The 26,622-nt window shown below is 64.6% G+C and carries 22 protein-coding genes; 7 read left to right on the forward strand and 15 right to left on the reverse strand.

Annotation, left to right across the window (positions count from 1 at the left end; all coding sequences use genetic code 11):
• Positions 1-21 precede the first annotated feature (21 nt).
• A complete protein-coding gene (locus AAE027_RS18275; RefSeq protein ID WP_370986785.1) occupies positions 22-942 on the reverse strand; it encodes a dihydrodipicolinate synthase family protein in 921 nt (306 codons plus the stop codon).
• 102 nt (positions 943-1,044) lie between these two features.
• Here AAE027_RS18275 and AAE027_RS18280 point away from each other — a divergent pair, with 102 nt between their 5' ends.
• A complete protein-coding gene (locus tag AAE027_RS18280; RefSeq protein ID WP_370986784.1) occupies positions 1,045-1,896 on the forward strand; it encodes an IclR family transcriptional regulator in 852 nt (283 codons plus the stop codon).
• Positions 1,897-1,910: 14 nt separating this feature from the next.
• Here the strand turns inward: AAE027_RS18280 and rnz are convergent, their stop codons facing one another.
• From rnz to AAE027_RS18305, 5 genes are read right to left on the reverse strand one after another with little or no spacing between them, the layout of a single operon-like run.
• Entirely contained in the window at positions 1,911-2,813 is a 903-nt protein-coding gene (gene rnz / locus AAE027_RS18285; RefSeq protein ID WP_370986783.1) for a ribonuclease Z, read from the reverse strand.
• A 29-nt stretch (positions 2,814-2,842) separates the two neighbouring features.
• Positions 2,843-3,826 carry an antibiotic biosynthesis monooxygenase gene (locus AAE027_RS18290; protein ID WP_370986782.1) on the reverse strand — a complete coding sequence of 328 codons (984 nt, stop codon included), beginning with the start codon at positions 3,824-3,826 and terminating at the stop codon, positions 2,843-2,845.
• Positions 3,827-3,841: 15 nt separating this feature from the next.
• Entirely contained in the window at positions 3,842-5,134 is a 1,293-nt protein-coding gene (gene guaD, locus AAE027_RS18295; RefSeq protein WP_370986781.1) for a guanine deaminase, read from the reverse strand.
• Positions 5,091-5,237 carry a hypothetical protein gene (locus AAE027_RS18300; protein WP_370986780.1) on the reverse strand — a complete coding sequence of 49 codons (147 nt, stop codon included), beginning with the start codon at positions 5,235-5,237 and terminating at the stop codon, positions 5,091-5,093. Before AAE027_RS18300 ends, guaD begins: the two co-directional genes overlap by 44 nt.
• 15 nt (positions 5,238-5,252) lie before the next feature.
• Complete coding sequence (locus AAE027_RS18305; RefSeq protein ID WP_370986778.1) at positions 5,253-6,470, reverse strand: multidrug effflux MFS transporter; 1,218 nt, start codon at positions 6,468-6,470, stop codon at positions 5,253-5,255.
• Between the two features lie 525 nt (positions 6,471-6,995).
• On the opposite strand from AAE027_RS18305, the gene AAE027_RS18310 reads away from it, so the two are divergent.
• The gene (locus tag AAE027_RS18310; RefSeq protein WP_370986777.1) at positions 6,996-8,504 is read left to right on the forward strand and encodes an amidase; all 1,509 of its coding nucleotides are present in this window, start codon (positions 6,996-6,998) and stop codon (positions 8,502-8,504) included.
• A 9-nt stretch (positions 8,505-8,513) separates the two neighbouring features.
• Here the strand turns inward: AAE027_RS18310 and AAE027_RS18315 are convergent, their stop codons facing one another.
• Positions 8,514-9,119 carry a TetR/AcrR family transcriptional regulator gene (locus AAE027_RS18315; protein WP_091888566.1) on the reverse strand — a complete coding sequence of 202 codons (606 nt, stop codon included), beginning with the start codon at positions 9,117-9,119 and terminating at the stop codon, positions 8,514-8,516.
• Positions 9,120-9,320: 201 nt separating this feature from the next.
• Between AAE027_RS18315 and AAE027_RS18320 the strand changes: the two genes are divergently transcribed.
• Both AAE027_RS18320 and AAE027_RS18325 read left to right on the forward strand, forming a co-directional pair.
• On the forward strand, positions 9,321-10,562 hold the full coding sequence (locus AAE027_RS18320) for an efflux RND transporter periplasmic adaptor subunit (protein WP_370986776.1): 1,242 nt from the start codon (positions 9,321-9,323) through the stop codon (positions 10,560-10,562).
• Between the two features lie 177 nt (positions 10,563-10,739).
• A complete protein-coding gene (locus AAE027_RS18325) occupies positions 10,740-13,928 on the forward strand; it encodes an efflux RND transporter permease subunit (protein ID WP_370986775.1) in 3,189 nt (1,062 codons plus the stop codon).
• A gap of 561 nt (positions 13,929-14,489) precedes the next feature.
• Here the strand turns inward: AAE027_RS18325 and AAE027_RS18330 are convergent.
• From AAE027_RS18330 to AAE027_RS18345, 4 genes are all read right to left on the reverse strand, one after another.
• Positions 14,490-14,912 (reverse strand): hypothetical protein, encoded by a 423-nt coding sequence (locus tag AAE027_RS18330; protein WP_091888572.1) that lies wholly within the window; start codon positions 14,910-14,912, stop codon positions 14,490-14,492.
• Between the two features lie 12 nt (positions 14,913-14,924).
• A complete protein-coding gene (locus tag AAE027_RS18335; protein WP_091888574.1) occupies positions 14,925-15,146 on the reverse strand; it encodes a hypothetical protein in 222 nt (73 codons plus the stop codon).
• 110 nt (positions 15,147-15,256) lie between these two features.
• Positions 15,257-16,075 (reverse strand): lytic murein transglycosylase, encoded by an 819-nt coding sequence (locus tag AAE027_RS18340; protein WP_128934425.1) that lies wholly within the window; start codon positions 16,073-16,075, stop codon positions 15,257-15,259.
• Between the two features lie 38 nt (positions 16,076-16,113).
• A complete protein-coding gene (locus AAE027_RS18345) occupies positions 16,114-17,967 on the reverse strand; it encodes a flavin-containing monooxygenase (protein WP_370986774.1) in 1,854 nt (617 codons plus the stop codon).
• A 176-nt stretch (positions 17,968-18,143) separates the two neighbouring features.
• On the opposite strand from AAE027_RS18345, the gene AAE027_RS18350 reads away from it, so the two are divergent.
• Complete coding sequence (locus AAE027_RS18350; RefSeq protein ID WP_370986773.1) at positions 18,144-19,769, forward strand: long-chain fatty acid--CoA ligase; 1,626 nt, start codon at positions 18,144-18,146, stop codon at positions 19,767-19,769.
• A gap of 48 nt (positions 19,770-19,817) precedes the next feature.
• The gene (locus AAE027_RS18355; RefSeq protein WP_370986772.1) at positions 19,818-21,029 is read left to right on the forward strand and encodes an acyl-CoA dehydrogenase family protein; all 1,212 of its coding nucleotides are present in this window, start codon (positions 19,818-19,820) and stop codon (positions 21,027-21,029) included.
• 676 nt (positions 21,030-21,705) lie between these two features.
• On the opposite strand, the gene AAE027_RS18360 is transcribed toward AAE027_RS18355, so the two are convergent.
• Genes AAE027_RS18360 through AAE027_RS18375 form a run of 4 tightly spaced genes read right to left on the reverse strand, consistent with a single transcriptional unit; the run spans position 21,706 to position 25,299 of the window.
• Entirely contained in the window at positions 21,706-22,572 is an 867-nt protein-coding gene (locus AAE027_RS18360; RefSeq protein ID WP_370986771.1) for an efflux RND transporter periplasmic adaptor subunit, read from the reverse strand.
• On the reverse strand, positions 22,569-22,775 hold the full coding sequence (locus tag AAE027_RS18365) for a DUF1656 domain-containing protein (RefSeq protein ID WP_091888586.1): 207 nt from the start codon (positions 22,773-22,775) through the stop codon (positions 22,569-22,571). Before AAE027_RS18365 ends, AAE027_RS18360 begins: the two co-directional genes overlap by 4 nt.
• Positions 22,772-24,823: an FUSC family protein gene (locus AAE027_RS18370; RefSeq protein WP_370986770.1), complete on the reverse strand. Its 2,052-nt coding sequence runs from the start codon at positions 24,821-24,823 to the stop codon at positions 22,772-22,774. Before AAE027_RS18370 ends, AAE027_RS18365 begins: the two co-directional genes overlap by 4 nt.
• Before the next feature lie 2 nt (positions 24,824-24,825).
• Entirely contained in the window at positions 24,826-25,299 is a 474-nt protein-coding gene (locus tag AAE027_RS18375; RefSeq protein ID WP_370986769.1) for a MarR family winged helix-turn-helix transcriptional regulator, read from the reverse strand.
• A 29-nt stretch (positions 25,300-25,328) separates the two neighbouring features.
• Between AAE027_RS18375 and AAE027_RS18380 the strand changes: the two genes are divergently transcribed.
• On the forward strand, positions 25,329-26,618 hold the full coding sequence (locus AAE027_RS18380) for an MFS transporter (RefSeq protein WP_370986768.1): 1,290 nt from the start codon (positions 25,329-25,331) through the stop codon (positions 26,616-26,618).
• The last annotated feature ends 4 nt before the right edge of the window (positions 26,619-26,622 follow it).

The raw sequence follows: 26,622 nt of genomic DNA on the forward strand, positions 1-26,622 counted from the left end.
GCCTCGTCGCCGGCGTCGCGGCTAAATGGTGGCTGCGAATGCAGTGGCATCCGCAAGCAGCTCTTTCACGTGAGCCGATGGCAAGGATTCCAGCGGCGGACGCAACCGCTGCCATCCGGCATGGCCGGTGCGCTCGGCCACCAGCGCCTTCAGCGACGCCATCTGCGGGAAGCGCGAGACCAATTCGCGCGCCCTGACGATGCGCGCCTGCGCGGCCTTGAGCGCGGCGTCGTCGTCGCTGTCGCCAAAATGCTTGTAGACATAGGCAAGGTCACGCGCCACGAGATTGGACGTTGCAGTGATGCAGCCGGCGCCGCCCTTGCGGAGCAGCGGCAGCAACAAAGGATCGGCGCCGACCAGGACCGAAAAGCCGGGAAAGCGTTCGACCATCGCGGTCATGTTGGCGAAGTCGCCGGAGGAATCCTTGATGCCGGTGAACGTCGCTGGATAAGCCGCGCGCAGCCGCTCAATCAGCGCATGCGAGATCGGCTGCGCCGACATCTGCGGGATGTGATAGAGCACGACCTTGAGCTTGGCATCGCCGATGCGCTGCACGACCTCGCTGTACGACGCGAAAATGCCGTCGTCGCTGACGCCCTTGTAGTAGAACGGCGGCAGCATCACCACGGTATCGACGCCGACCGAGAGCGCATGACGCGTCAGGGCAATGGTCTCGCTGAGCGCGGTGACACCAGTGCCCGGCAGAAGCCGCTGCGGCGCGATGCCGGCGGCGACCACCGCCTCGAGCAGCGCGGTGCGCTCAGTGGCCGAGAACGAGTTCGCCTCGCCGGTCGTGCCGAGCAGCGCGATGCCGTCGCAGCCTTCGTCGAGCAGATAGCGGCAATGCGCGACGAAGCGCGCATGATCGGGGGCGAGCTCGGCATCGAGCGGTGTCAGCGCGGCGGAGAACACACCATGAGGGTGCAGCGATGATGTCGACAAACTTCCTCCGATCGTCAAATCGATGTTGTTCGGAATGCGAACATTTGTTATTGGATTGTCCCGTCGTAAAATCAGCTTGCCGCCACGTCAAGGGGACATGTCATGGCGAGACATTCGAGCATGGCCAAGGTCGAAAAGAAGGCCACGAAACGCGTATCGGACACCGACGCGAAAAATCCAAAGAATTACGTCGCTTCCGTCGGCAAGGCCTTTGCTGTGCTCAAGAGCTTCACCAGCGAGGCCTTCGAGCTGACCCTGAGTGAGATTGCCGCACGGGCCGACCTCGATCGCGGAACGGCGTTCCGGCTGATCCAGACCTTGATCGAACTCGGCTACCTCCAGGCCGTTCCGCAGAGCCGCCGGTTCCGCCTCGGCGTTGCCTGCCTTGATCTCGGCTACACCGTGCTGTCGCACGGATCGCTGCGGCCGATCGTCGAGCCGCTGCTGCGCGAGCTCGTGCCTGACGTCGGCGATGCGGCTTCGCTCGGCATCCTCGACGGGGGCGACGTGGTCTATCTCGCACGGGTCGGTGCGGGCCTCGACCGCCACAAGATGGATCGCCGGCCGGGCACGCGGATCCCGGCCTATAGCGCCGCGCTCGGCCACGTCATGCTGGCGCATCTGGCGCGGGACGAGCAGATCGCGCGGCTGGAGTCGCGACCGCGAGTCAAACTGTCGGAGCGAACGCTCACCGATCTCGACGCCCTGCTCGCCCGGCTCGATCAGGTGAAGAAGAAAGGGCACGCCGTTTCTGACGGCGAGAACGCCTATGGCCTGCGCACGCTGGCAGCGCCGATCTTCGACGCCCAGGGTCTCGTGATTGCCGGATTGAGCGTCACCATCGATGCGGTGCGCATGGACATGCCGGCCTTTCGCGACCAGGCGCTGCCGCGCCTGATGCAGGTGACGCGCCAGGTGCAGGACCTCGCCATCAAGTCCGGATTGACGAGCTGAACGGCCTCTCGAGGCTAGATGGCAATGCGATCGAAGTCGGCAGCGATCCGGGCGTTTGGAAAAATCCTGGTTGCCTCTGCAAGGACCTCATCGTCCTCATAGCGGCCCGACTGATGCGTGAGCACGAGCTGGCCGACATTGGTCGCGGCCGCAAACGCAGCCGCATCGCGCGCAGTGAGGTGGCCATAGTCCCGCGCGGTCGATGCGTCGCGATCGAGGAACGTTGCCTCGATCACCAGTAGATCGGCGCCAGAAACGTATTTGGAGAGGTCTTCGGTGGTCTCGGTGTCGCCGATCACGACGAGCTTCCTGCCGCCGCTCGGCGGCCCCAGGACGTCTTCCGGATCGATCGTTCGATCGGCGATCACGACTGGTCGTCCCGCGGCCAACTCTCCGCGCATCGGCCCGTCTGGAACGCCCAGCTCGGCAAGGCGCTCCGGCCGAAGGTGGCGGCGGGCGGGACTCTGGAACGCGAAGCCAAAACTGTCGGTGTCGCGATGGCGAACCGGAAAGCAGTCGATGGTGAAATCGCCGGCGTCCATGACCTGCCCTTCGGTCAGGGCTGAGAACTCCACCGCGATCGGCGCCCTGCCCGCGCCCCACAGGCCCGCAAGCATCCGGATGACGAGATCGAGCGTGCCCTGACCGCCATGAATGGTCATCACGTCGGCGCTCTGCCGTAAGCCCAGCGTCGAAAAGAGACCGGGGATGCCGAGCACGTGATCGAGATGGGCATGCGTCAGCAGGATGCGGTCGAGCCGCCGAAAGCCGGCGCCAGCGCGCAGCAACTGGCGCTGCGTGCCCTCGCCGCAATCGACCAGGATGCGCTTGCCCGCCGCCTCCACCAGAAGCGCCGGATGGTTGCGCTCCACCGACGGAACGCTGGCCGAGGTTCCGAGAAACGTCAGGGCGAACATGGTCGTCGCGTGTCCAGTTGTGGACGGTCTCACCGTCCCCAATGCCACGCGATCAGTAGCGCGTACAGGCCCATCGACGCGGCATAGAGCGCGGCGAGGAGTGCGTATCCCACAATCTGGCGGCCGATCGTCGCCTTCGGCGAGATCCACCAATCGAGCGCCCTAAAGGCGGCTGGCACCAGCCACCAGCCGAGCAGCTGCGTGCTGACGAGATTGCCGACGAAGAGCGACAGCCAGACCGGCACGCCGTGGCTGTCGATCAAGGGCGCGCTGATGAAGTAGCCCCAGAGGTAGACCACGGGATAAAGCACCAGAAGGACGATGAGGTTGCTCTTCCAGATCAGGCTAGGTCCTTGCTCCGGCGCCTGCGCCTTGCCGGCCGGGAACCAGAAATTGAAGCCGTAGCTCGCCCGCTTCACATTCATGCCGGCGTTGAAGCGCTCGCCTTCGTTCAGCAGCGACTGCCGCAACGGCGAGTCCAGCCATGCATTGAGGTTGGCATCACTGTCGAACGACAGGATGATGATCCACTCGTCGTGCAGGCCTGGAATCGGCCGCTCGATCTTGTGGCGCAAGAATCCCTTGAACTCGGCTTCTGCGGCCTGGATGCGCTGCTGCCATTTGAGGAACGCATCCTCGAGTCCGTCCGGGACTTTGAAGGAGATCACGGCCGAGACTGCGCTGTCGCGCTGGACGCCGGTGTCAGGCAGGATATGGAGGTCTTCCGAACCGACGAAGAAGTGCTGCACCTTTGCGATGAGCCGCGCCCGCACATCGCTCTGAAGCCAGGCGCGGGCCGCGGCCGGGCTCGCAAAGCGCAGGATCGTCACCCAGTCGACATGGGCCGGCGGCTGGGGCGGCACCACCTCCTGGCTGAGGAAGCCGGGCCAGGCCTTGAGCGCCTCGCCGACCTCGCCGTTCCACCGCGCGAACGCGGCAAAGCCATCGTCGGCGATGCGGCGCTGGATCACGAGAGCGACCGGCTGGCCGGCCGTGTCAGAAGATGCGCTCATTGGCAGCGGTCCGCCTCAGTCCTTCTTGTAGAGACGCTTGCCCATCACCCAGGTCTCGTCGACGCAGCGATCATCGCCGACCATCATGACGGCGAACAGCATGCTCGCGGCCTCGTCGATCGTACGCGGCCCGGCACCGTCGGCGATCAGCGACTGGTGCCACGCTTGCGCGACTTGCCCGCCGTTCGGATCGAGCGCGACGAAATCGGCCTCCTTGCCGGGCTCGAAATTGCCGAGCTTGTCGTCGATGTAGAGACCCTCGGCACCGCCGAGGGTGATCGACCAGAAGCCGCGATACGGCGAGAGCTTGTTACGCTCGGCCTCGGCGAGATCCTTGCGCGTCGGATCAATGCTGCCGTCGAGCAGCGTGTTGTTGCACATGCCGACCTTGTAGGCGTCGTCGAGCACGGAGATCATCGAGAAGCGGTTGCCGCCGCCGACGTCGGTGCCGAACGACATCTTCACGCGATGCTCCGGATCGGTGGCGCGGCCGAGGCGGAACAGGCCGCTGCCGAGGAACAGGTTCGAGCACGGGCAGAACACTACCGCCGCGCCCTTCTTGGACATGCGGCGGAACTCGTTGTTGGAGAGATAGACGCCGTGGCCGCCGGAGAATTTCGGGCCGACGAGGTCGAACTTCTCGTAGACGCCGAGATAGTCCTGGCAATCCGGGTGTTCGACGAGCACGCCACTGCATTCGGCCGGGTTCTCGGAGATGTGGGTGTTGACCCAGCAGTCCGGATGCTCGTGCTTGAGGCGCTGACACGCCCTCAGCAGGTCCGGCGAAGCACCGAAGGCGAAGCGCGGCGTGATGGCGTAGAGGTTGCGGCCCTTGTTGTGGTACTGCGCGATCAGCCGCTTGCTGTCGCGATAGAAATTGTCCGGGGTATCGATGAAATCGGCCGGCGCGTTGCGATCGATGCCGGTGAGGCCCGCGATGACGCGCATGTTGCGGCGGGCGGCTTCCTCGAACAGTTCCTCGGTTGAGACAGGCGAGGAGCTCGTGAAGGCCTGGCAGGTGGTGGTGCCGGACGCCAGCAGAGCGTCGAGGAAACGCTTCACGCCCTCGCGCGCGTAGTTGCGATCCCGGTATTTGAGCTCTTCCGGATAGACCCACTTCTGGAGCCATGGCAGCAGTTGCTCGCCATAGGCCCCTAACACGCGGGTCTGCGGCAGATGGATGTGGCCGTCGATGAAGCCCGGGACGATGATGCGGTCCTTGATACGAGTGATCTCAACGCCCGGATGCGCGGCGGCGACCTTGTCATAAGGACCGAACGCCTTGATGACGCCGTCGGTGACGACCATGAGGCCGTCCTGGTGAAAGCGCGGCGGCCTGCTCGTTGCCGATGTGCTTCCAGGGATCGTCGACGAAGTCGAAGAACGTGCCGCGAATACCGACGGTGGTCATGATTTGGTTCCTTCCTTAATTCTGTATGGCGTGGCGCGCCGAAGGGAGCGAGATCGCAAGCAGCGTACCGGCAACGGTGCAGAGGCCGAGATAGAGCCCTCCGATCGGTGCCTGGGTCGCCTCGGGCAACACCGCCGCGATTGCCATGGCGCCGCTCACCGCAAGGTAGCAGAGCGCGCTGATGAGGCCGCCGATCAGGCCGTGGTCGCGCTCGAACAGGCCGAGCGCCATGCCGTACATCATCGGACACAGCACGCCGCAGCCGCCGAGCACCAGCGCGCCGCCGATCGTGATCGACGCAAGATCGAGACCAAGGACCATGCCGGTTGCGGTCAGGAGCGCGGCGCCGGCGAGAAACAGCGCGAAGGCGCCGAAGCCCAGCACGCGGGCCGGCATGAAGCGCGCGAAATGCGCGCAGCCGAGCTCGCCGGCGAGATTAACCCCGCCAAGGCCGAGTGCGACGAGACCGTAGATGGCCGCCGAATAACCGAGGCCGGTCTGGTAGAAGAACGGCGCGACGACGCCGAACGCCAACTGCGCGCTTGCTGCGGCAGCAAACACCAGCACGAAGGCGAGGAAGCCCGGGCGAACGAGAGCCTCGCGCAGAATGCCGGCGGTGCGGCGCGGATCGAACGGCGCTCGCCGCTCCGCCGGCAATGTTTCCGGCAGCAGTAGCATGACGATCGCGGCGACGATTGCCGCGGCGATGGCAATGACGACGAAAACTCCGCGCCACGACGTCAGCTCGACGATGAAGCCGCCGGCTGCAGGCGCCAGCACGGGCGCGAGACCCCAGGCCGCGCCAAGCAGACCGGAGATCGCCGTGAGCTCGCGGCCACGAAAACAGTCGGCTCCGACCGCATAGGCAACGACGAGACAGGTGCAGCCGCCGATGCCTTGCAGGAAACGCAGCGCAAGCAGCAGCGAGGCGCTGGTGGCCAGCGCGCAGGCAACGCTCATCGCGATGAGCACCGACAGCCCTGCGAGCAGGACGTTGCGACGGCCGAGCGTATCGGAGGCGATGCCGACCGGCACCAGCGCGAGAGACATGCCGAGCATGTAGGCGGTGACGGTGTTCTGCATCGAGGCCGCGTCAGTTGCGAGGTCCACCACCATCTGCGGCAGGCCCGGCGTATAGGCATCGAGCGGAATCTGACTGAACGGCACGACGCACAGCAGGATCGGCACGATCCCCCGCTTCGCGCGATCGGCGTCCGACGCAACTGCAGTCATGGCTTACGCCCCCTCGATGGCCGCGGGCCTGTCTTTTCGTGCGCGCAATGAGATGCGACGATGCAGGCTGCGGTCTTGACGCGTGGAGCGTGCCAGAACTGTGTGTAAAAACTCTTAGGCGTTCCCGTATCGGTTGCCGATTTTGATTGGCCGACGTTGCGATCTTTGCTGCCAGCCGGGCACTCAAACAAAAAACGCGAAAACAACCCCATGCACAGTACAAATCATTGGAGAATTCCGCACCTTGCGGCGCCAGCCCTGCGCGCCGGGGACGTTTGACACGTCGGGCAAAACAGGCGCAGAATTGCATGATCGCCGATTGTGAATTCCGCAAGTCGAGCCGGCGCCGTTAACCGCTCAGAAGGCATCGCGGATCGCGACCGCCTCCGCCCCGACCGGCGGGCAGATCTGGTTCCCACAACGGCCGCCTTCTCATCCCGTTCCCGAGATTGCATGTTCGATCCCCCGGTCCAGTTTGCGGCCGGAAGAGCCTCGACGCGACGATGAAAGAAAATGGAGACCGTGATGCAACGAGCGCCGGCTGCAGATGCCGCTGACTTGGACTACGGCTCGATCAGCGCACTGCTGAGCGCCCTGCACGCGCGCAAGGTCTCCGCGTCAGAGCTGCTCGCGCATACGATTGCACGCATCGAGGCGCTGGACGGGCAGATCAATGCCATCATCGTCCGCGATTTCGATCGCGCAAGAGACGCCGCGCGCGCCGCCGATGCCGCGCTTGGCCGCGGCGAGCGGCGGCCGCTCCTCGGCATTCCCGTGACCATGAAAGAACCGTTCAATGTCACAGTCCTGCCGACGACATGGGGCTTTCCGCATTTCAGGGATTTCCAGCCAGCGGAGGACGCCCTGGTCGTCTCGCGATTGAAGGCGGCGGGCGCCGTCATCATCGGCAAGACCAACATCCCGATCGGCTTACGGGATTTTCAGAGTTACAACGATATCCATGGGACGACGAACAATCCGTGGGACCTCGGCCGGTCGCCCGGCGGCTCCTCAGGCGGATCGGGCGCGGCACTGGCCGCAGGGTTCGGTCCGCTCTCGATCGGCTCGGATATCGGCGGCTCGATCCGGGTGCCCGCGCATTTCTGTGGTGTATTCGGACATAAGCCGAGTCTCGGCCTGGTCCCGCTGCGCGGATACAGCCTGCCGCCGGCACCGCCCGTCCCTAGCCAGGGGGACCTGGCTGTCATTGGGCCGATGACGCGCACTGCCGCGGACCTGGCGCTGGCGCTCGACGTGATTGCCGGCCCCGACGAAATGCGCGACGGGATCGGCTATCGCCTGGCGCTGCCTGCTCCGCGACATGACCAGCTCAGGGATTTCAGGATCCTCGTGATTGATAGCCATCCGCTGATGCCGACGGGCGAGGCCGTGCGTTCAGCCATTGGACGATTGGCCGAGCGGATCGAGCGATCAGGCGCGCAAGTCGCACGTTCAAGTGCGTCGCTGCCCGATCTCGCCCAGTCCGCGCGGCTCTACATGAAGCTGCTGAACGCAGCGCGAAGTCCACGCCTGACACCAGCCGCCCTCGCAGAGGCGCAAGGCCTTGCCGCCGCACTCTCGCCCGACGACCGCAGCCTGGCGGCCGAACGCGCCCGCGGCTGGGCCATGATCCACCGCGAATGGCTGGCGACTGACGCGGCGCGGCTTCAGCTGCAGCAACGCTGGCATGAGCTGTTCCGCGAGTTCGACGCAGTGATCTACCCGGCCGCTGCCGTGCCGGCCTTTCCACACGACCAGTCCGAGCCGTTCGACGCGCGGCAACTCGACATCGATGGGAAGCTCTATCCTTACGCCGATGCGTGCTTCATCTGGGCAGACCCCGCTTCGACCTGCGGACTGCCGGCAACCGCCGTTCCGATCGAGCGCACACCTGCGGGCTTGCCGATTGGCGTGCAGATCATCGGCCCCTATCTCGAGGACCGCACGACGATTGCGCTGGCTGGCCTGCTCGAGCGCGAGTTCGGCGGCTTTGTGCCGCCACCGTCACTGCCTTCAACGCAATTCGCGAAATAACAAAGGCCGTTACGTTTTGTCGGCCGACTGCGCCTCGACCGCCTCTACGGCGACGCTCGCGACCTGCCGCAGCGCCTCGCGATCCGCGCCTGAGGACGCCATCACGCCCATGCCGACCGCGACGGCCGAAACATAGCGCGCGAGTGCGGCGGGATCGGCGCCTTCCCTGAGATCGCCTTCGGCCTTGGCGCGAACAAAGCGGTCGCGGAGCTGGTCCTCGTTCTGGGCGCGGCGGGCGGCGAGCTCGAAGGGGACGTTCTCGGAGCCGGTGCCGCAGGCGATGCCGCCCTGCACGAGCAGGCAGCCGGGCGGGTTGGCGGGATCGGTCTGCTTGTCGGCGATGCCCATCAGCATCCGCTCGGCGACGGCGCGGGCGGTCGGGGCTGCGACCACCTCGTCCATCCAGACGCCCCGCAGCTTGGTGTAGCGGTCGAGCGCGGCCTTCAGCAGGCCTTCCTTGTTGCCGAAGCAGGCGTAGAGACTGGGGGGATTGATGCCCATGGCCTCGGTGAGCTGGGCAATGGTGGCGCCCTCATAGCCGTGGCGCCAAAACACTTCCATCGCCTGGTCCAACGCCACCTCGGCGTCGAATTCGCGGGGGCGTCCCATGCCCATCTGCCTCTCTCCTCCGAATTCGCGTTCTGCTGGAAGCTTAACGCCAAATCCTATCTATTTGTTCTAGCTTTATTTTCTCTGCCGTTTTCCAATTCTTGCGGTATGCAGCTACAATTTTCTTAGCGAACGGTACATAAGTATCTTGCGCTGCGATATCCAGCTCCACATCTGTAGTGAACACTACATATCTGGAGCGCGCAAATGCACCCCTCCCAAAATACCGCCCGTACCGGCCGTTTTCGCCGCCTTCTCGGTGGCGTGGCCATCGTGGGCGCCCTGGCCGTAGCCGGTTCGATCGCGACCGGTCACTATTTTCGTACGGCCCAGGCGACCGCAACGGCCGCCGCGGCCGAGCAAGCCGTTTCCGTCACCGTCGCGATGATCGAGCCACGCCAGACCGTGCTGTGGGACGATTTCTCCGGCCGGCTCGAGGCCATCAACCGTGTCGAGCTGCGCCCGCGCGTGGCTGGAGCGATCCTGTCGACCAACTTCACTGAAGGCGCGCTGGTGAAGGCCGGCGACGTGCTGTTCAAGATTGATCCCGCGCCCTACGCGGCCGAGGTCGACAAGGCCGCAGCCCAGCTCGAGGCCGCCAAAGCGCGCGTCGTCTTCACCCAGAGCGAGCTCGAGCGCGGCGCGCAGCTGGTCGGCAACGCCGTGGTGACGCGGCGCGATTTCGACCAGCGCGAGAATGCCAATCGTGAAGCGATCGCCAACGTGAAGGCGGCCGAGGCAACGCTCCAAACCGCAAAGCTCAATCTCGACTACACCGAGGTGCGCGCGCCCGTGGACGGTCGCGTCGGCAAGATCGAGGTAACCGTCGGCAATCTCGTCGCTGCCGGCACCGCATCCCCGGTGCTGACTTCGCTGGTCTCCGTCAATCCGATCTACGCCTCGTTCGATGCGGACGAAGAGGTCGTGCTGCGCGCGCTGAATTCCATTGCAGATGGCTCCGGCCAGCGCGGCAAGCTCGACCAGATCCCCGTGGATATGACGACCTCCGGCGGCCTTGCGGCCAAGGGCCACATCCAACTGATCGACAACCAGGTCAACGGTCAGAGCGGCACCATCCGCGTTCGCGCGATCTTCCGCAACGAGGACGGGCGTCTCATCCCCGGCCAGTTCGCCCGCGTGCGCATGGGGCAACCGAAGCAGCAGACGCTGGTGATGATCGACGAACGCGCGATCGGCACCGACCAGGACAAGAAGTTCGTGATGGCGGTCGGTGACGACAGCCGCGCCGTCTACCGGCCGGTCACGCTCGGCGGCGCCGTCGATGGGCTGCGCATCGTCACCGCGGGCCTGAAGTCCGGCGACCGCATCGTGGTCAATGGTTTGCAGCGCGTTCGTCCCGGCGCCCTCCTCAAGACGGAGGTGGCGGCGATGGGCGCGCGAGGGCAGCAGGCATCCAACCACAGCAATCAGGACGTGGTGCAACGCTAGTTACGTCGTTCCGGTTCGCGCGGCTTGTCGAGCCGAAGCTCGAAGAGCGAAGACGGAGCCGCGCGCCCAGAATGACGAAGTCATGACGACCAAGACATCGCATCTCGATTCCGGGTTCATGGGCGACACCTGCGTCCCGGAGAACGGGAGAGTTGTCTCTCGCGCAGGGGCAAAGCCATGAATCTCTCAAAATTCTTCATCGATCGTCCGATTTTTGCCGGCGTGCTGTCGGTCCTGATCTTCCTCGCCGGCCTGATCTCGCTGTTCGCAATGCCGATCTCGGAATATCCCGATGTCGTGCCGCCGTCCGTCGTGGTGCGCGCGACCTATCCCGGCGCCAATCCCAAGGTGATCGCGGAGACGGTGGCGACGCCGATCGAGGAGCAGATCAACGGCGTCGAGAATATGCTCTACATGTCGAGCCAGGCGACCACCGACGGCGCGATGACGCTGACGGTGACGTTCCGCCTCGGCACCGACCCCGACAAGGCGACGCAGCTGGTGCAGAACCGCGTGCAGCAGGCCGAGCCGCGCCTGCCCGCCGTGGTGCGGCAGCTCGGCATCATCACCAAGAAATCGTCGCCCGACCTCACCATGGTCGTGCACCTCTTGTCGCCGAACGGCCGCTACGACATGACGTATTTGCGCAACTACGCCGTGCTCAACGTCAAGGACCGGCTGGCGCGGATCGACGGCGTCGGCGACGTGCAGCTTTATGGTGCGGGCGACTATTCGATGCGGGTCTGGGTCGATCCGCAGAAGGCCGCCGAGCACGGCCTGACCGCGAGCGATATCGTGAAAGCGATCCAGGCGCAGAACGTCGAGGCCGCCGCCGGCGTGGTCGGCTCCTCCCCGAACGTCAGGGGTATCGACCTGCAACTGTCCGTCAATGCCGAAGGGCGGCTCGCGAACGAGGAGCAGTTCGGCGACATCGTGGTCAAGACCGGCGCGCGCGGTGAAGTGGTGCGGTTGCGCGACGTGGCGCGCATCGAGCTTGGCGCCTCCGAATACGGCCTGCGCTCGCTGCTCGACAACAAGCAGGCGGTGGCGATTCCGATCTTCCAGGCGCCGGGCTCCAACGCGCTGCAGATCTCCGACAACGTCCGCGCCACCATGGCCGAGATCAAGAAGAACATGCCGGAGGGCGTGTCCTACCAGATCGTCTACGACCCGACCCAGTTCGTGCGCTCATCGATCGAGGCTGTCATCCACACGCTGCTGGAAGCCATCGCGCTGGTGGTGCTGGTCGTGATCCTGTTCCTCCAGACCTGGCGCGCCTCGATCATTCCGCTTCTGGCCGTGCCGGTGTCGATCGTCGGCACCTTCGCCGTGATGCACGTGTTCGGCTTCTCCATCAACGCGCTCAGCCTGTTCGGTCTCGTGCTCGCGATCGGCATCGTCGTCGACGACGCCATCGTCGTGGTCGAGAACGTCGAGCGCAACATCGAGGCCGGGCTGTCGCCGCGCGATGCCACTTATCAGGCGATGCGTGAGGTCTCGGGGCCGATCATCGCGATCGCGATGGTGCTGATCGCGGTGTTCGTGCCGCTCGCCTTCATCTCCGGCCTCACCGGACAGTTCTACAAGCAGTTCGCGCTGACGATCGCGATCTCCACCGTGATCTCCGCTGTCAACTCGCTGACGCTGTCGCCGGCGCTGTCGGCGCTGCTGCTCAAGGGCCACAACGAGCCGAAGGACCGGCTCACGCTCATCATGGAAAAGAGCCTTGGCTGGTTCTTCCGCGGCTTCAACAAGGCCTTCACACGCTCCTCGGAGAACTACAGCGGCAGCGTCACCAGGGTGATCTCGGGCAAGGCGGCGGTGATGGGCCTCTACGCGGTCCTGGTCGGCCTCACTGCCCTCTTGTTCCAGCAGGTGCCGAGCGGCTTCGTGCCGGGCCAGGACAAGCAATATCTGGTCGGCTTCGCGCGCCTGCCCGATGGCGCAACGCTCGACCGCACCGAAGAGGTGATCCGCAAGATGAGCGATATCGCGCTGACCCAGCCCGGTGTCGAGAGCTCGGTCGCCTTCCCGGGCCTGTCGATCTCCGGCTTCACCAACTCGTCCAACGCCGGCATCGTGTTCTCGACGCTCAAGCCGTTCGACGAGCGCAAGGACCCCTCGCTCAGCGGGCCCGCGATCGCGGCCGAACTGAACAAGAAATATGCCGGGATCCAGGAAGCCTTCATAGCCATGTTCCCGCCGCCGCCGGTCAACGGTCTCGGCACCATCGGCGGCTTCAAGCTCCAGATCGAGGATCGTGCCGGTCTCGGCTATGAGGCACTGAACGAGGCGACCAAGGCGTTCATGGCGGCGATGCAGAAGGCCCCGGAGATCGCCGGCGTGTTCTCGAGCTTCCAGGTCAACGTGCCCCAGCTGTTCGCCGACATCGACCGCACCAAGGCGCTCCAACTCGGCGTGCCCGTGACGGAGGTGTTCAACACGCTCCAGATTTACCTCGGCTCCTACTACGTCAACGACTTCAACAAGTTCGGCCGCACCTATTCCGTCCGCGTGCAGGCCGACGCGCCATTCCGCGCTCGCGCCGACGACATCAGGCAGCTGAAGGTGCGCTCGTCCTCGGGCGACATGGTGCCGTTGTCGGCGCTGCTCAAGATCCGCCAGAGCGCGGGGCCGGAGCGCGCGATCCGCTACAACGGCTTCCTGTCCTCCGACATCAACGCGGCGGCTGCGCCCGGTTTTTCATCGGGCCAGGCGCAGGAAGCGGCAACGCGGATCGCGGCGGAAGTGCTGCCGCCGGGCTTTGCCTTCGAATGGACCGACCTGACCTATCAGGAGTTCATCGCCGGCAATTCCGGCATCTGGGTGTTCCCGCTGGCGATCCTGCTGGTGTTCCTGGTGCTGGCCGCGCTCTACGAGAGCCTGACCTTGCCGCTCTCGATCATCATGATCGTGCCGATGGGCCTCTTGGCAGCGATGTTCGGCGTCTGGATCTCCAAGGGCGACAACAACGTCTTCACCCAGATCGGTCTCATCGTGCTGGTCGGCCTGTCGGCCAAGAACGCGATCCTGATCGTCGAATTCGCCCGCGAGCTCGAATTCGCAGGCCGCACGCCGATCCGCGCCGCGATCGAGGCGAGCCGGCTGCGGCTGCGCCCGATCCTGATGACATCGATGGCCTTCATCATGGGCGTGCTGCCGCTGGTGCTCTCGACCGGCGCGGGCTCGGAGATGCGGCGCGCCATGGGTGTTGCCGTGTTCTCCGGCATGATCGGCGTCACCGTGTTCGGCCTGTTCCTGACGACGGTGTTCTATGTGCTGCTGCGGACCGTCACCGGCATGAAACCGCTGACGCATCACGGCAGCGACACCAGCGCGGCGCCGGTCCAGACGGTGGGTCACTAGATCAGGGAAATCCTCAAGAGCAGCAACACACGAGCACGGTCTTGCGAAAGACCGTCTCGTTGACGTGATGAAGGGCGATCACGCCGGCCGCGGAGCCGGCGATCCGCGCCATGATTTTTGCTTCGCAACATGATGCCAGCCGGAGGCGCACGGCGAAAGAGGATGGAGAAGGGCCAGCGGTAGCGGGTCCGCAGCGCACAACTCACCGCAGGGTTCCCGGCGAAACCCCTTTCCCGATGCGACGAAACACGCCTGAAACAGATGGCCGGTTAAGTGGTTGTCAAAATAAATACAGGGACGGCCACCATGCAATTCCTCCTCGACCTGATCTACGAATATTCATGCTGCCAGAATCTCGTCGCCCACCCGCTGCGGGAGGACGTGCTATGATCGAACTGATCTCTGCCCTGCTCGCCCTTTGCAGCATCGGCGTCTTCGCGGCGCATGCGCTGGACGCCTACCGCACCACACACTTCTGACAGACATCGTTGCCGAGTTCGCTCCACCTCTCCCGAAGGAGAGGTGGAGCCTCGTAGCCGGCTCGAATCCATCCTCCCGGCGCTAGAATGGCCGCCGGTAAAAGTGCTCGGAATGCGTTGCAGCAGGAAACCGATTGGCGAGCGCAAGCGCGCCCCTTTCGTCGGTCTCGAGCGCAATCTTCTGCGCCAGCATCACGTCGCCGGGCACGAGGAAGCCTGACGGGACGAAGCACCATCCCATCGTCGCTCGGCCTTCATCGTCGACTTCGTGGACGTTGGCTGCGGTGCCGTAGTGAATGCGATAGGTCTTGCCGGTGTCGCAGCCGACGACGTCGAAATACCGGTGCTGTTCGAATTGCGCGCGTTGAGCGGACGAGAGCCATTCGGCGAGCAGCCGGCGGCCCCGGGCATCCGGCGTGTTCTCGCCGAAGAAGCGCCGATAGAGTTCGCGCAGCGCATGCAGACGCGCACGCGCCGGGCCGCGGAGCCAAACTGCCGCGATCATGATCAGCTCAGATCAACCGCCGACCAGGCGCGGATAGAACAGCGTTTCCTCCGCGGTCGGATCGAACGATCTGATACGAGTGACCTCGCCGGGTCCGGTTCGAAGCGCGGCGGTGAAGCCGGCTCCGGTCAGCTCCCGAAAGCGCCGTTCGGCTCGCGCCAGCGCTTCGGCATTGCCAGGATCAAACTCGTGGCGTGTATCGCCGGTCTGGTCCATCACAATCTGGGTTGCCATGTTGAGTCTCCTCATGCCCACCCCTGAACCTGATCAAAGCAAACGTCGTGCCGTCAGTTCCCGATGGCAACAACTTTCTCGCGCCGGCGCATCACGCCTTGCTGAACGACTTAGCGCGAGGCTGCCGCCCCTCCTCCTTCGTCGATCTGTCGACCCATGAGCGCAATCGCCTTCTGATAGACCCCGGCCGCATTCCAGGCCTCGATAGCGGCGAAATTCGGCTCGCCCGGCTGGTAACCGGCTCCTGCGCGCCAACCATGGGCTTTGAGGAAATTCGCCGTCGAATTCAGCGCGTTGGCAGCCACGTCGAGATTGCCGGTGCCATAGGCCAGGATGTTCTTGGGCATGAACTGGGTCTGGCCGACCTCGCCATGCATGGAGCCGCGGGTCGAACCCGACAGCGTGCCGCGGTCGATCAGCTTCAAGGCGGCATAGAGCTGGTCGGTGAAGAATTCGGGACGGCGGCAGTCATAGGCAAGGGTCGCGATCGACGACAGCATGTTTTGGTTGCCGCGCTGGCTGCCGAAGCCGGTCTCCATGCCCCAGATCGCGATCAGCGGCCCCGGCGGCACCCCGTAACGCTGCTGGATCGAGGCGAACAAGGCGGCCTGCGACTGCTTGAGCTGCCGTCCCTTGGCGACGATGGTGGTGGCGCCGCGCTTGGCAAGGAACTGGTCGAGTGTCAGCGAAAAGCTGCGCTGGCCGCGATCGGCTGCGATGGTTGCGCTGGCATAATTGGCCTGCATCAGGGCCGACAGCGCGGTCGGGCCGATGCCCTTGCCCTGCGCCTCCGCACCGAATTCGCGCTTCCAGGCCTCGAAGCCGGCGGGCGAGCTGCCGCATTGCGCGGCCTCGGCGGCGGGCGCCAGGCAACCAAGCAGCGCCATCGCGCCAAAAACCGCCCCCGCAACGGCCCTGCCCCTGATCATACCCACTGTCTCCCGTCCTGACCAATCCGGGCGCGATCTTACCCGCTCGAAAGCGCCGACTCCATGGCGCGATCATAGGACAATTCGAGGCCTTCCAGGTTGCCCTCCTTCCGCCACGTGTCGAGCAGCCGCAGGAACGCCACCGGCCCGCGCCAATATTGGCTGTTTCTTGCCGCGATCGGATCGAGCACGCCTTCATTGTTGTAATAGCCGGGCGTGCATTCGGCGAGATAGGTCTGGCGGCCGAGCGCGGCCTTGACGACCTCGTCGACCCAGGCCCTTTCGGCCGCGAGCGTCGGCTCCAGCGTTCGCGCTTTGCGCTTGCGCGCTTCCGCGATCACATAGGCAATGTGCTGCGACTGCTCGTCGATGATGTGCGGAAAATTGGCGCTCTGGCCGGCCTGCACGGTGACGATCAGGAAGCAGTTCGGGAAACCGCGGCTGTAGAAGCCGTGCAGCGTCTTGACGCCGTCGCGCCAGCGCTCGGACAGGCTCCTGCCGTCGCGGCCATAGACCTCAAAGCCCATGCGGCGGGCGTAATCGGTGCCGACCTCGAAGCCGCTGGCATAGATCAGGCAATCGAGCTCATAGGCCTTGCCGTCGACCACGACCGCATTCTCGGTCATGCGCTCGACGCCCTGCCCTTTGCTGTCGACGAGATACACGTTGGGACGATTGAACGTGTCGAGATATTCGTCGTGGAAGCACGGCCGCTTGCAGAACGCCTTGTACCAGGGCTTGAGCGCCGCCGCGGCCGCCTCGTCCTTAACGATCGCATCGACGCGGGCGCGGATCTCCTCCATCTTGCGGTAGTCGGCCTGCTCGATCACCCTGAGCGCCTCTTCCAGCGAGGTCATCGGCTGCGGCTGGCGACGCGGCGCCAGCAGTATCTCGCCGAGCAGACCGGTCCATCCGTCCTGCACCAGATCCCGTTCGAACGGCTCGCCCGAGATCACGGCGGTGAAATTGTCCATGCGCTCGCGCTGCCAGCCGGACTTGAGGCTTTGCGCCCAGGCTTGATCCGTCGGTCGATCGTCGCGCACGCCGATCGCGGACGGTGTGCGCTGGAAGACGTAAAGCGCCTTTGCCGAACGGCCGAGGTGCGGCACGCATTGCACGGCGGTCGCGCCGGTGCCGATGATGCCGACGCGCTTGTCGGCAAGGCCGGTGAGGCCGCCCTCAGCAGTGCCGCCGGTGTAGTCATAATCCCAGCGGCTGGTGTGAAAGCTGTGGCCTTTGAACGTCTCGATGCCGGGAATGCCCGGCAGCTTCGGCCGGCTCAGCGGTCCGCCGGCGAGAATGACGAAGCGCGCGCGAATGCGATCGCCGCGATCGGTCTCGACCAGCCAGCGTGCCTCCTGCTCCTGCCACTCCATCCGTGAGATGATGGTCTGAAACAGCGCACGCGCGTAGAGATCGAAGTGCCGACCGATGCGGCGGGAGTGCTCGTAGATTTCCGGAGCCCGCGCGTATTTGCGCACCGGCATGTAGCCGGTCGCTTCCAACAGCGGCAGATAGATGTAGCTCTCGGTGTCGCAGGCGGCTCCAGGATAACGATTCCAGTACCAGGTGCCGCCGAAATCGGCGGCCTTTTCCACGATCCGGAAATCGTCGATGCCGGCCGCGCGCAGGCGCGCGCCGCACAAGAGGCCGCCGAAGCCGCCACCGACAATGAGCACTTCGGTCTCTTCACTGACAGCTGCGCGTGTGAAGCCGGGATCGGCCCAGGGATCGTCGAGATAGCGAGCGAAATCGCCTGATACCTCGACATACTGTGCCTTGCCTTCGCTGCGCAAACGGCGGTCGCGCTCGTCGCGATAGCGCGCACGAAGGGCGGAGATATCAACCGTAGATTCGCCCGCTGCGCGGGTCTTGTGTTTTTCCGCTGACATTCGTCTCCTCCACGGCACACACCGCTGCGCCGGCCGTTCGCATGAAGTTAGCCCTGAAAAAGTGCGGCATGCAATCACGCGGCTTCTTTTTTGCGTGAACGTCGCGGGCCGTTCCGTTAACCTCGCGCGCAATCACAAGCGTACGCCATGCAACGACGTGGCGTCTGGAGGAGACCATGCAGGGATTGATGATGGACATGCCGCTCCTGATCAGCGGCCTGATCCAGTACGCCGCCGACTACCACGGCGAGGCCGAGATCGTCGCGCGCGAGATCGAGGGCGATATCCATCGCTACACCTATGCTGATGCCCATCCGCGCATCAAGCGCATGGCGCTCGCCTTGAAGCGGCTCGGCATGAGATCCGGCGATCGCGTCGGCACGCTGGCCTGGAATACCCACCGCCATTTCGAGATGTTCTATGCCGCGCCGGGCATGGGCTATGTGCTGCACACCGTCAACCCGCGGCTGTTTCCCGAGCAGCTCGTCTACATCATCAATCATGCCGAAGACCGCTTGCTGTTCATCGACCGGGCCACGCTGCCGATCGTCGAGGCGATCGCGCCGCAACTATCGACGATCGAGGGCTACGTCGTGATGTCCTCGCGCGAGCGGATGCCGGAGACGAAGCTGGCGAACGTGCATTGCTACGAGGAGCTTCTGGACAAGGAGAACGAGGCCGGTTTCGCCTGGCCCGAGTTCGACGAAAAGTCCGCCTCCACCATCTGCTACACGTCGGGCACGACGGGCAATCCCAAGGGCGTGATCTATTCGCACCGCGCTGCGATCTTGCAGACCATGACCTGCTGCAATTTCGACTTCCTGCCGGGCCATGTCGAAGGCGTGCGCGAGGTGATGATGCCGATGGCGCCGCTGTTTCACGGCAACGGCTGGAACATGCCGTTCACCGCGCCCTATACCGGCTCCAAGCTGGTGCTGCCCGGCCGCAACTATGAGCCCGACAAGCTCTATGAGTTGCTCGAAGGCGAGAAGGTGACGCTGTCGGCGGGCGTGCCGAGCTTCTGGCTGATCCTGCTCGACTGGCTCGGGCGCACCGGCAACAAATTCTCGACGCTGCGCGCAACGCTGTCGTCGGGCTCGGCCCCGCCGCGCGCGATGGTCGAGAAGCTCAAGCGCGACTACAATATCGACTACATCCAGGCCTGGGGCATGACCGAAGCCTTGGGCTGCTCGATGCCGGGCTTGCGGCCCGGCTCGGAGCACCTCAGCGAGAACGAAAAATTCGACCGGCGCCAGGTGTCCGGCCGCGCCTGCTTTGGCACCGCCTTGCGCATCGTCGATGATGCCGGCAATGAATTGCCGCGTGACGGCAAGACCGTCGGCCATCTGCGTGCTCGCGGCCCGTGGGTCGCCTCCGGCTACATGAAGCTGGAGGAAGGCCTCGACCGCGACGGCTGGCTGATCACCGGCGACATGGCCGTGATCGACAGCCAAGGCCACGTCACGCTGACCGATCGCTCCAAGGACGTGATCAAGTCCGGCGGCGAATGGATCTCCTCGATCCAGCTCGAGGACGTCGCCTTGTCCCATCCCGATGTACTTCAGGCCGCCGTGGTCGCGATCTCGCACGACAAATGGCAGGAGCGCCCCCTGCTCCTCGTCGTCCGCAAGAAGGGCGCGACCGTCGACGGCAAGACTCTGCTCGACCACATGCGCCCGAAGATTGCGAGCTGGTGGCTGCCGGACGCAGTCGAATTCCTGGACGAATTTCCGATGACCGGGACCGGCAAGGTGCTCAAATCCGCGCTGCGCGAGAAGTTCAGAGAATACCGCGTTGCTTGAACCGCCGCGCTCGGAACAAATGCCGTCCACCGATCAAGGAGACGAAAAATGCTCTACCCGATGTCGCCAAAAGTCGTCGAGCTCAAGCGCAAGCTCGAGAGCTTCATGGACCGGCACATCTATCCGAACGAGGAACGCTTCTATCGCGAGGCGGAAGAGCTCGGACCGTGGAAGATCTATCCCGTCGTCGAGGAGCTGAAGCCGCTGGCACGCGCCGAGGGGCTCTGGAATCTGTTCCTGCCGGAGTCGAGCCGCGGTGCGGGCCTCACCAATCTCGAATACGCCCCGCTCTGCGAAGTGATGGGCCGATCGCACCTTGCGCCCGAAGTGTTCAACTGCTCGGCGCCCGACACCGGCAACATGGAGGTGCTGGAACGCTACGGCACCGAGAAGGACAAGGAGCGCTGGCTGAAGCCGCTACTCGCGGGCGAAATCCGCTCCTGCTTCGCCATGACCGAGCCGGCGGTCGCATCATCCGATGCGACCAACATCGAAAGCTCGATCGTGCGCGACGGCGACCATTACGTCATCAACGGGCGCAAATGGTATACGACCAACGCGACCGACCCGCGCTGCAAGATCTGCATCTTCATGGGCAAGACCGATCCTGACAATCCGGACCGGCACAAGCAGCAATCCATGATCCTGGTGCCGATGGACACATCAGGCATCGAGGTGAAGCGTCCCCTCCCCGTGTTCGGCTTCTACGGCGTGCCAGACCGCGCCTCCGAGGTGGTCTTCACCAATGTGCGGGTGCCGAAGGAAAATATGCTGCTCGGCGAAGGCCGCGGCTTCGAGATCGCGCAGGGCCGTCTCGGCCCCGGCCGCATCCATCACTGCATGCGGCTGATTGGGCTATCCGAACGCACGCTGGAAAAGATGTGCCGCCGCGTGCGCAGCCGCGTCGCCTTCGGCAAGCCGGTCTCGGAGCAGACCGTGACGCAGGAGCGCATCGCCGAAGCGCGCATCATGATCGAGCAGGCCCGCCTGCTGACGTTGAACGCGGCTTACGCGATGGACACTGTCGGCAACAAGGTGGCGAAGGCCGAGATCGCGATGATCAAGGTCGCCGTGCCCAACATGGCCTGCCAGATCATCGATTGGGCGATCCAGGCCCATGGCGGCGGCGGCACCTCGAACGATTTCGGGCTGACGCAAGCCTACGCCACCGCGCGCCTGCTGCGCCTCGCCGATGGACCGGACGAGGTGCACAGGAACCAGATCGCGCGGTTCGAGCTGAAGAAATACTCGAACGCCTAAGGAGGCGTTGGCTCATGGTGCTGGAGAATACGCATTGGGGATCGCAGTCTAATCGACGCTTGGCGGCTCCTGGGTGGATCCAGACACACGCGGCTTCGAAATTCCGTCGAGTATCGCTCCGAAGATTATGATCGGCAGATAGAATGCAAGCATGATCGTATTCCTCCTGCTGTGACAACCTTGACCTGCAGGTCAAGTTCCTCAAATTGACACTCGCCCGCGCCGGAACATTGTCGTCGTTTGCAATAGCTAGCGACCCGAACCGCAGCGAGTATCAGGAACGCATCGCATCAATCGCATGAGCGATCAGAACGACTGCGCTCGCGGCAATGAGAAACGCAAACAACCAACTCACGTCCGCCTCCAATCCCGGAAGTGAACGCGCTCATCCATGCACAGTCAAAAGCCATCGGCCTGGAACCGCTATTCAGCGGCTCGCTGATGCTTCGCAGCAACAAGTGCATCCGCTGTCGGCCCTATCGGCAGAATGCCAAAAGGAGCAACGTGCCGACGACGCAGGTTGCTAGGACTAAAAACCAAACGCCCATACAGCTTCCCCGACTCACATACGCCAGTCAGGATTAGCCCTACGATTTGGCATTGAAACGCTTGTTGCCGGTTTTTCCCCAGCCCAAACGCGATTCCCCTGCTTGCTGCCACCGCGCGATCACGCGAGTTAGTCCAATACCTCTACCGTCGCCGAGCGGCCGGCGACGAGCGCCATGTTATCGGGGACATGATCCAGCGCGATGCGCACGGGGACGCGCTGGGCGAGCCGCACCCAGCTGAAGCTCGGGTTGACGTTGGCAAGCAGGCTCGCGCCCTCGGCGCGGTCGCGGTCCTCGATGCCGGCGGCGATGCTCTCGACGTGGCCGGTGAGCGTGACCTTCTCGCCCATCAGGCGGATCTGCACCTTGTCGCCGACACGGATGCGCGCAAGCTTCGTCTCCTCGAAATAGCCTTCGACATGCAGCGTGTCGGTGTCGACCAGCGCCATCACGCCCCTGCCGGCCGTGACATAAGCGCCGGGGCGCAGGTCCATGTTGGTGATCACGCCGTTCACGGAGGCGCGGACCTCGCTGCGATCGAGATTGAGCTGGGCCACCGCACGATCGGCGACGGCCTGATCAAAGGCCGCCTTGGCCTGGAGTTGGGTGGCCAGAACCTGCTCCTGCTTCTGCTGCGACACCGCGTCGGTCGTCAGCGCGCTGTAGCGCTTCAGGTCGGCGTTGGCCTGATCGAGCGTTGCCTGATGACCGGCAACCGCGGCATCGGCCTGCCGCAAGGCCAGTGCAAAACGCTCGCGATCGATGCGGAACAGGACGTCACCGCGATGGACCTTCTGGTTGTCCTTGACCAGCACCTCGGTGACGAAGCCGGACACGTCGGGGGCGACCTGAACCACGTCGGCGCGCACGCGGCCATCGCGCGTCCACGGCGACTCCATGTAGTAGACCCAAAGCTCGCGGCCGACGGCGAGCGCCGCGATGACGACAATGATGGTCAGCGCGAGGCGGGCAAGCCAACCAAGATTCCCTTTCATGGCAGAAACTCCGAGAAATAGACGACGCCGCCGAGAAGGCAGACGAACAGCGCGAAATCGAATAGCGCGCGATGCCAGACCAGCCGGTAGAGATCGAAACGCTGCATGAGCCGGCGAAGCAGTGCGCTCAGCACATAGGCGACGATGATCCACAACAGCAGCGCGGGCACCTGCACACCGTAGATGTCGATCTGATATCTCATGCAGCAACACTCTTGCCTGAGCTTGGCCGATAGGCCGGCGCGTCCGGAAACAGGCCACGCCGGATGCCGACGAGGCCGATCAACGCATCTTCTCGCGCGCGGTCATTGGGGTCCTTGACGGCGCGCGCGAGCGCCCGATCGATGCTCGTCAGCAGCTCGAACGGCATGCCACCGCCCGCATATCTGCGGCAGGCAATGGCGAGCTGATCGAGCATGTCGTCGATGACATGGATGGTCGTTGCGGCGAGGCCATAGCGGGCGCGGCGCAAATCGATGATGTTGAGCCCGATGCGGAGCTGGACCAAGCTGTCGGCGTCGCGGCGATCGCTCTCGGAGAGGAAGGCGATACGCTGCACCAGCAGCCCGAGCCGGTGCAGCATGAGACCTGCAAACTCCGCGCGGTCGCGCTTGCCGCGGCGTTCGGCAGCGACCGCAAGCGTCTTCCAGCTCGATAGCACCAGGCGATTGGCGATCCACTCCGCGCCCACGCCGCGCGCGATCCTGGTTACGAGCTCGGCGATGACCACGCCGACGAAGAAGGCGGCGGCCGAATTGGCGTAGGACGCAAAATCTGCGTTGTAGGTCGACTGCAGCGCGAGCAGCGTCGCCGTATTGGCCGCGAGCGCCATGCCGGTTCCTGCCGTTGCCGGTCGTGCGATCAAAAGGCCGTAGAGCAGGAAGGTGGGCGCCAGCGCGATGACCAGGACCTCGATATGGGAGATCGCAGGCACCAGCGCGAATAGGTAGATCGCGACGACCACGATGGCGACCAGCGACCACAGGCCGAAGCTGCGGATGAAGCGTGCGGGTTCGTCCTGCGCGGCGAAGAACGAGCAGGCGACCGCCGCCATCATCGGCGCCGACGCGCCATCCGGCCAACCGGTCCCGATCCAGAACAGGCAGCAGATCAGGATGGCGATGGCCGCGCCAGCCGCCGACCACAGCGCAAGGCCGCGATCCCTGTGGCGTACGGGCGCAGCACCGGCCTCGGAATGGAACGCCACATCGACGGTCGAAATCTTGCGGCTTTCGGCGATCGCCTGGCTGAGCGCGCGGCAATCGCGCGAGAGATCGACAAGCTCGCGCAACCGCAACAACAGGCTCGTGGTGATGATCCGCTCCCAGGATGCGCTGCCGTCGAGCGTTGCCTGCCGCTCGGCGATCGTGGCGCGGATCTGGTCGGCGGGCTGCCGCGCGCTGACGTCGCTGACAATCCATTGTGCCAGATCATCGAGAAGTCGCTTCAGCTCGGGTTGCCGCCGCAAGGCCTCTTCGCTGAGCGCCGCCAGCCGGTCCTCGAGCGAGGCGATCACCGGCAGCAGCATCAGCATGCGCAGCCAGATCTCGCTGAGGCCGCTTACGGCGCTGCTGTCGGTCAACCGGTCATAGGCGAGATGGGTCGACAGCGTGTCGATCTCGACGATGTCGGTCGCAAGCTTGAGGCGCCTGGCGCGGCGCGTCTCACTCGTGCCCTCGCGCAGCAGCACGACCTGGCTGAGGCGGCGGGCATCCGCCAGCCAGGCATCGACGCGGCCGGCAACCGCGGGCGCGACGCTGCGTGGGAATATGATTGTGGAGACGAGGCTGGCGCAGACGATACCGAGGGAGATTTCCTCGAGCCTCGCCACCGCCGTATCGAAGATGTTCCCAGGCTCGGACACGGAGGGAAAGCTGATCAGCGCAACCGTGTATCCGGCCAGCATGAAGACATAGCTGCGCGGCGTGCCGTCGAGTAGCGACAGATACAGGCAGAGCCCGACCCAGAGCGCGATTGCGAGGCACAGGAGTTCGGGCGCATCGATCAGGTTGGGCACCAGCGCCACCGTCATCGTCGCGCCGACCAGCGTGCCCATCACGCGGAAGAACGCTTTCGAGCTCGTCGCGCCCGCCAGCGGTTGCGAGGTGATGTAGACAGTCGCCATCGCCCAATAAGGCCGCGGCAGGTCCATCGCGAGGGCAATGACGAGCGCCAGGATCGACGCGGCGAACGTCTTCAAAGCGAAAATGAGGTCCGCGTGGCGGACCAGGAACGGCTCTTCGGCGCGCATGACTATTTCGCCTCTGGAGCAGTCTTGGCGTCATGCAGGCGGCTGGCCCGCTGCTCGATGCGCTGGAGCGTTTCGAACGTTATCGCAAGTTCTTCAGCTCCGATATCCTTCAACAGGCTCGCCCGCACCCGGCGCAGCACCCGGTTGGTCTCCTCGACCTTGGCCTCACCCGCTTTCGTGAGATGTAGCGTTTTGGCACGCCGGTCAGTCGGATCCTCGCGGCGTTCCACGAGGCCCTCGGCCTGGAGCAGGTCGACCAGGCGGACGAGCGAAGGGCCCTCGATTCCCAATTCATCGGCGAGCACGCCCTGACGGACGTTTTCGCCCTGGCGCGACAGCACCAGCAGCGGGATCGCCGTCGCATAGGACAGGCCATGATCGGATAGCGCCTGGTCGGACTCGCGGCGCCATATACGGCCAAGGCGCGTGATGAGCCGGCCAATCTCGGCGTGGATATGAGCCTGCGAAGGAGCCATGCAAATTAGATAGGACACAAACTATTAGCTTGCAACTATATAGCTGGCATAGGTCGGACGATCACGAGAAAGCGAACGAGAAACAGCGCGATATGGGATCGGGTTCCGCGACGGAGGCACGGGCAGTGATTGCAGGCGAAAGCGCGCTGACGCTAGTCCCGACCTTCGTCGTCGTGGCCGTGGATGCCACCGGAATGGGGACCATCCTGCCGCTCCTACCGTTCTATTCGCAGCGGCTCGGCGCCACGCCGTTCCTGCTCGGCGCTCTGATCTCGGTCTATGCCGTCTGCCAGCTCATCGCCGGCCCCGTGGTCGGCATGCTCTCGGACCGCTATGGCCGGCGAAAGGTTCTGGTCGTGAGCCAGATCGGAACGCTCGTTGGCTTCGTTCTGCTCGCCGTGGCAAGCAATCTGACGATGGTGTTCCTGGCGCGCATCATCGACGGCCTGACGTCCGGCAACATCTCGGTCGCTCACGCCTATGCCGCCGAGCACAGCGGGCCCGCGACCCGCAAGCAGGCGCTTGGCATGACGAGCGGCGCGATCGGAACGGGACTCCTGGTCGGCCCTGCTCTGTCGAGCCTTCTTGTCCACTACGGGGAAACTGCGCCGGTGTGGGCCGCAGCCGCGCTCTCCTTGATCAGCATCCTGGCGACGATCGCACTGCTCCCGCCTGACCATCCGGCGTCCGAGCCGCTCTACCAGCACCGTGTGCCCCCGCCGACGCTGACCCGCTCGATGCTCGGCATGCGCTACGCATGGCGGCTGCTCGGTCTTCTCATCGTGTTCTTCTTCGTCAATTCGATGTTCCTGTCGCAGATCGGCCTGTTCCTGTCGGCACGCTTCTCCTGGGACGGGCATCCTTTCGGCGCGCGCGAACTCGGATGGATGTTCGCCTATGCCGGCTTCATCAACATGGCGGTCCAGAGCTTTCTGATCACGCGCGCGAACCTCATCGCTTCCGACCGCGGCATCGTCACCGCGGCGTTCGCCTGCATGGGACTGGGATTTGCCGGCCTTGCGGCCGGCAACAGCATCAGCCTGCTCGCGATCGAGCTGACGCTGATCATCGTCGGCACCATGTTCGCCCGCAGCACGCTGACGGCGGAGCTGTCGCGCAGCACCGCGATCAATCGCCAGGGCATGATCATGGGCCTCAATCAGTCCCTGATGTCGGGCGCAAACATCAGCGCCCCGCTCGTGAGCGGCGCGCTGATCGGCCATCGGCTCTTTATCGCCTGGGCGCTGGTGATGGCCGCGATCGCGGCGATCGGCGCGGCGCTGGCGGGGCAGCTGCTCGACACCCCGCGGACGCGCTAGCGCC

This window comes from Bradyrhizobium sp. DN3, from assembly GCF_041357655.1.
Taxonomy (GTDB): domain Bacteria; phylum Pseudomonadota; class Alphaproteobacteria; order Rhizobiales; family Xanthobacteraceae; genus Bradyrhizobium.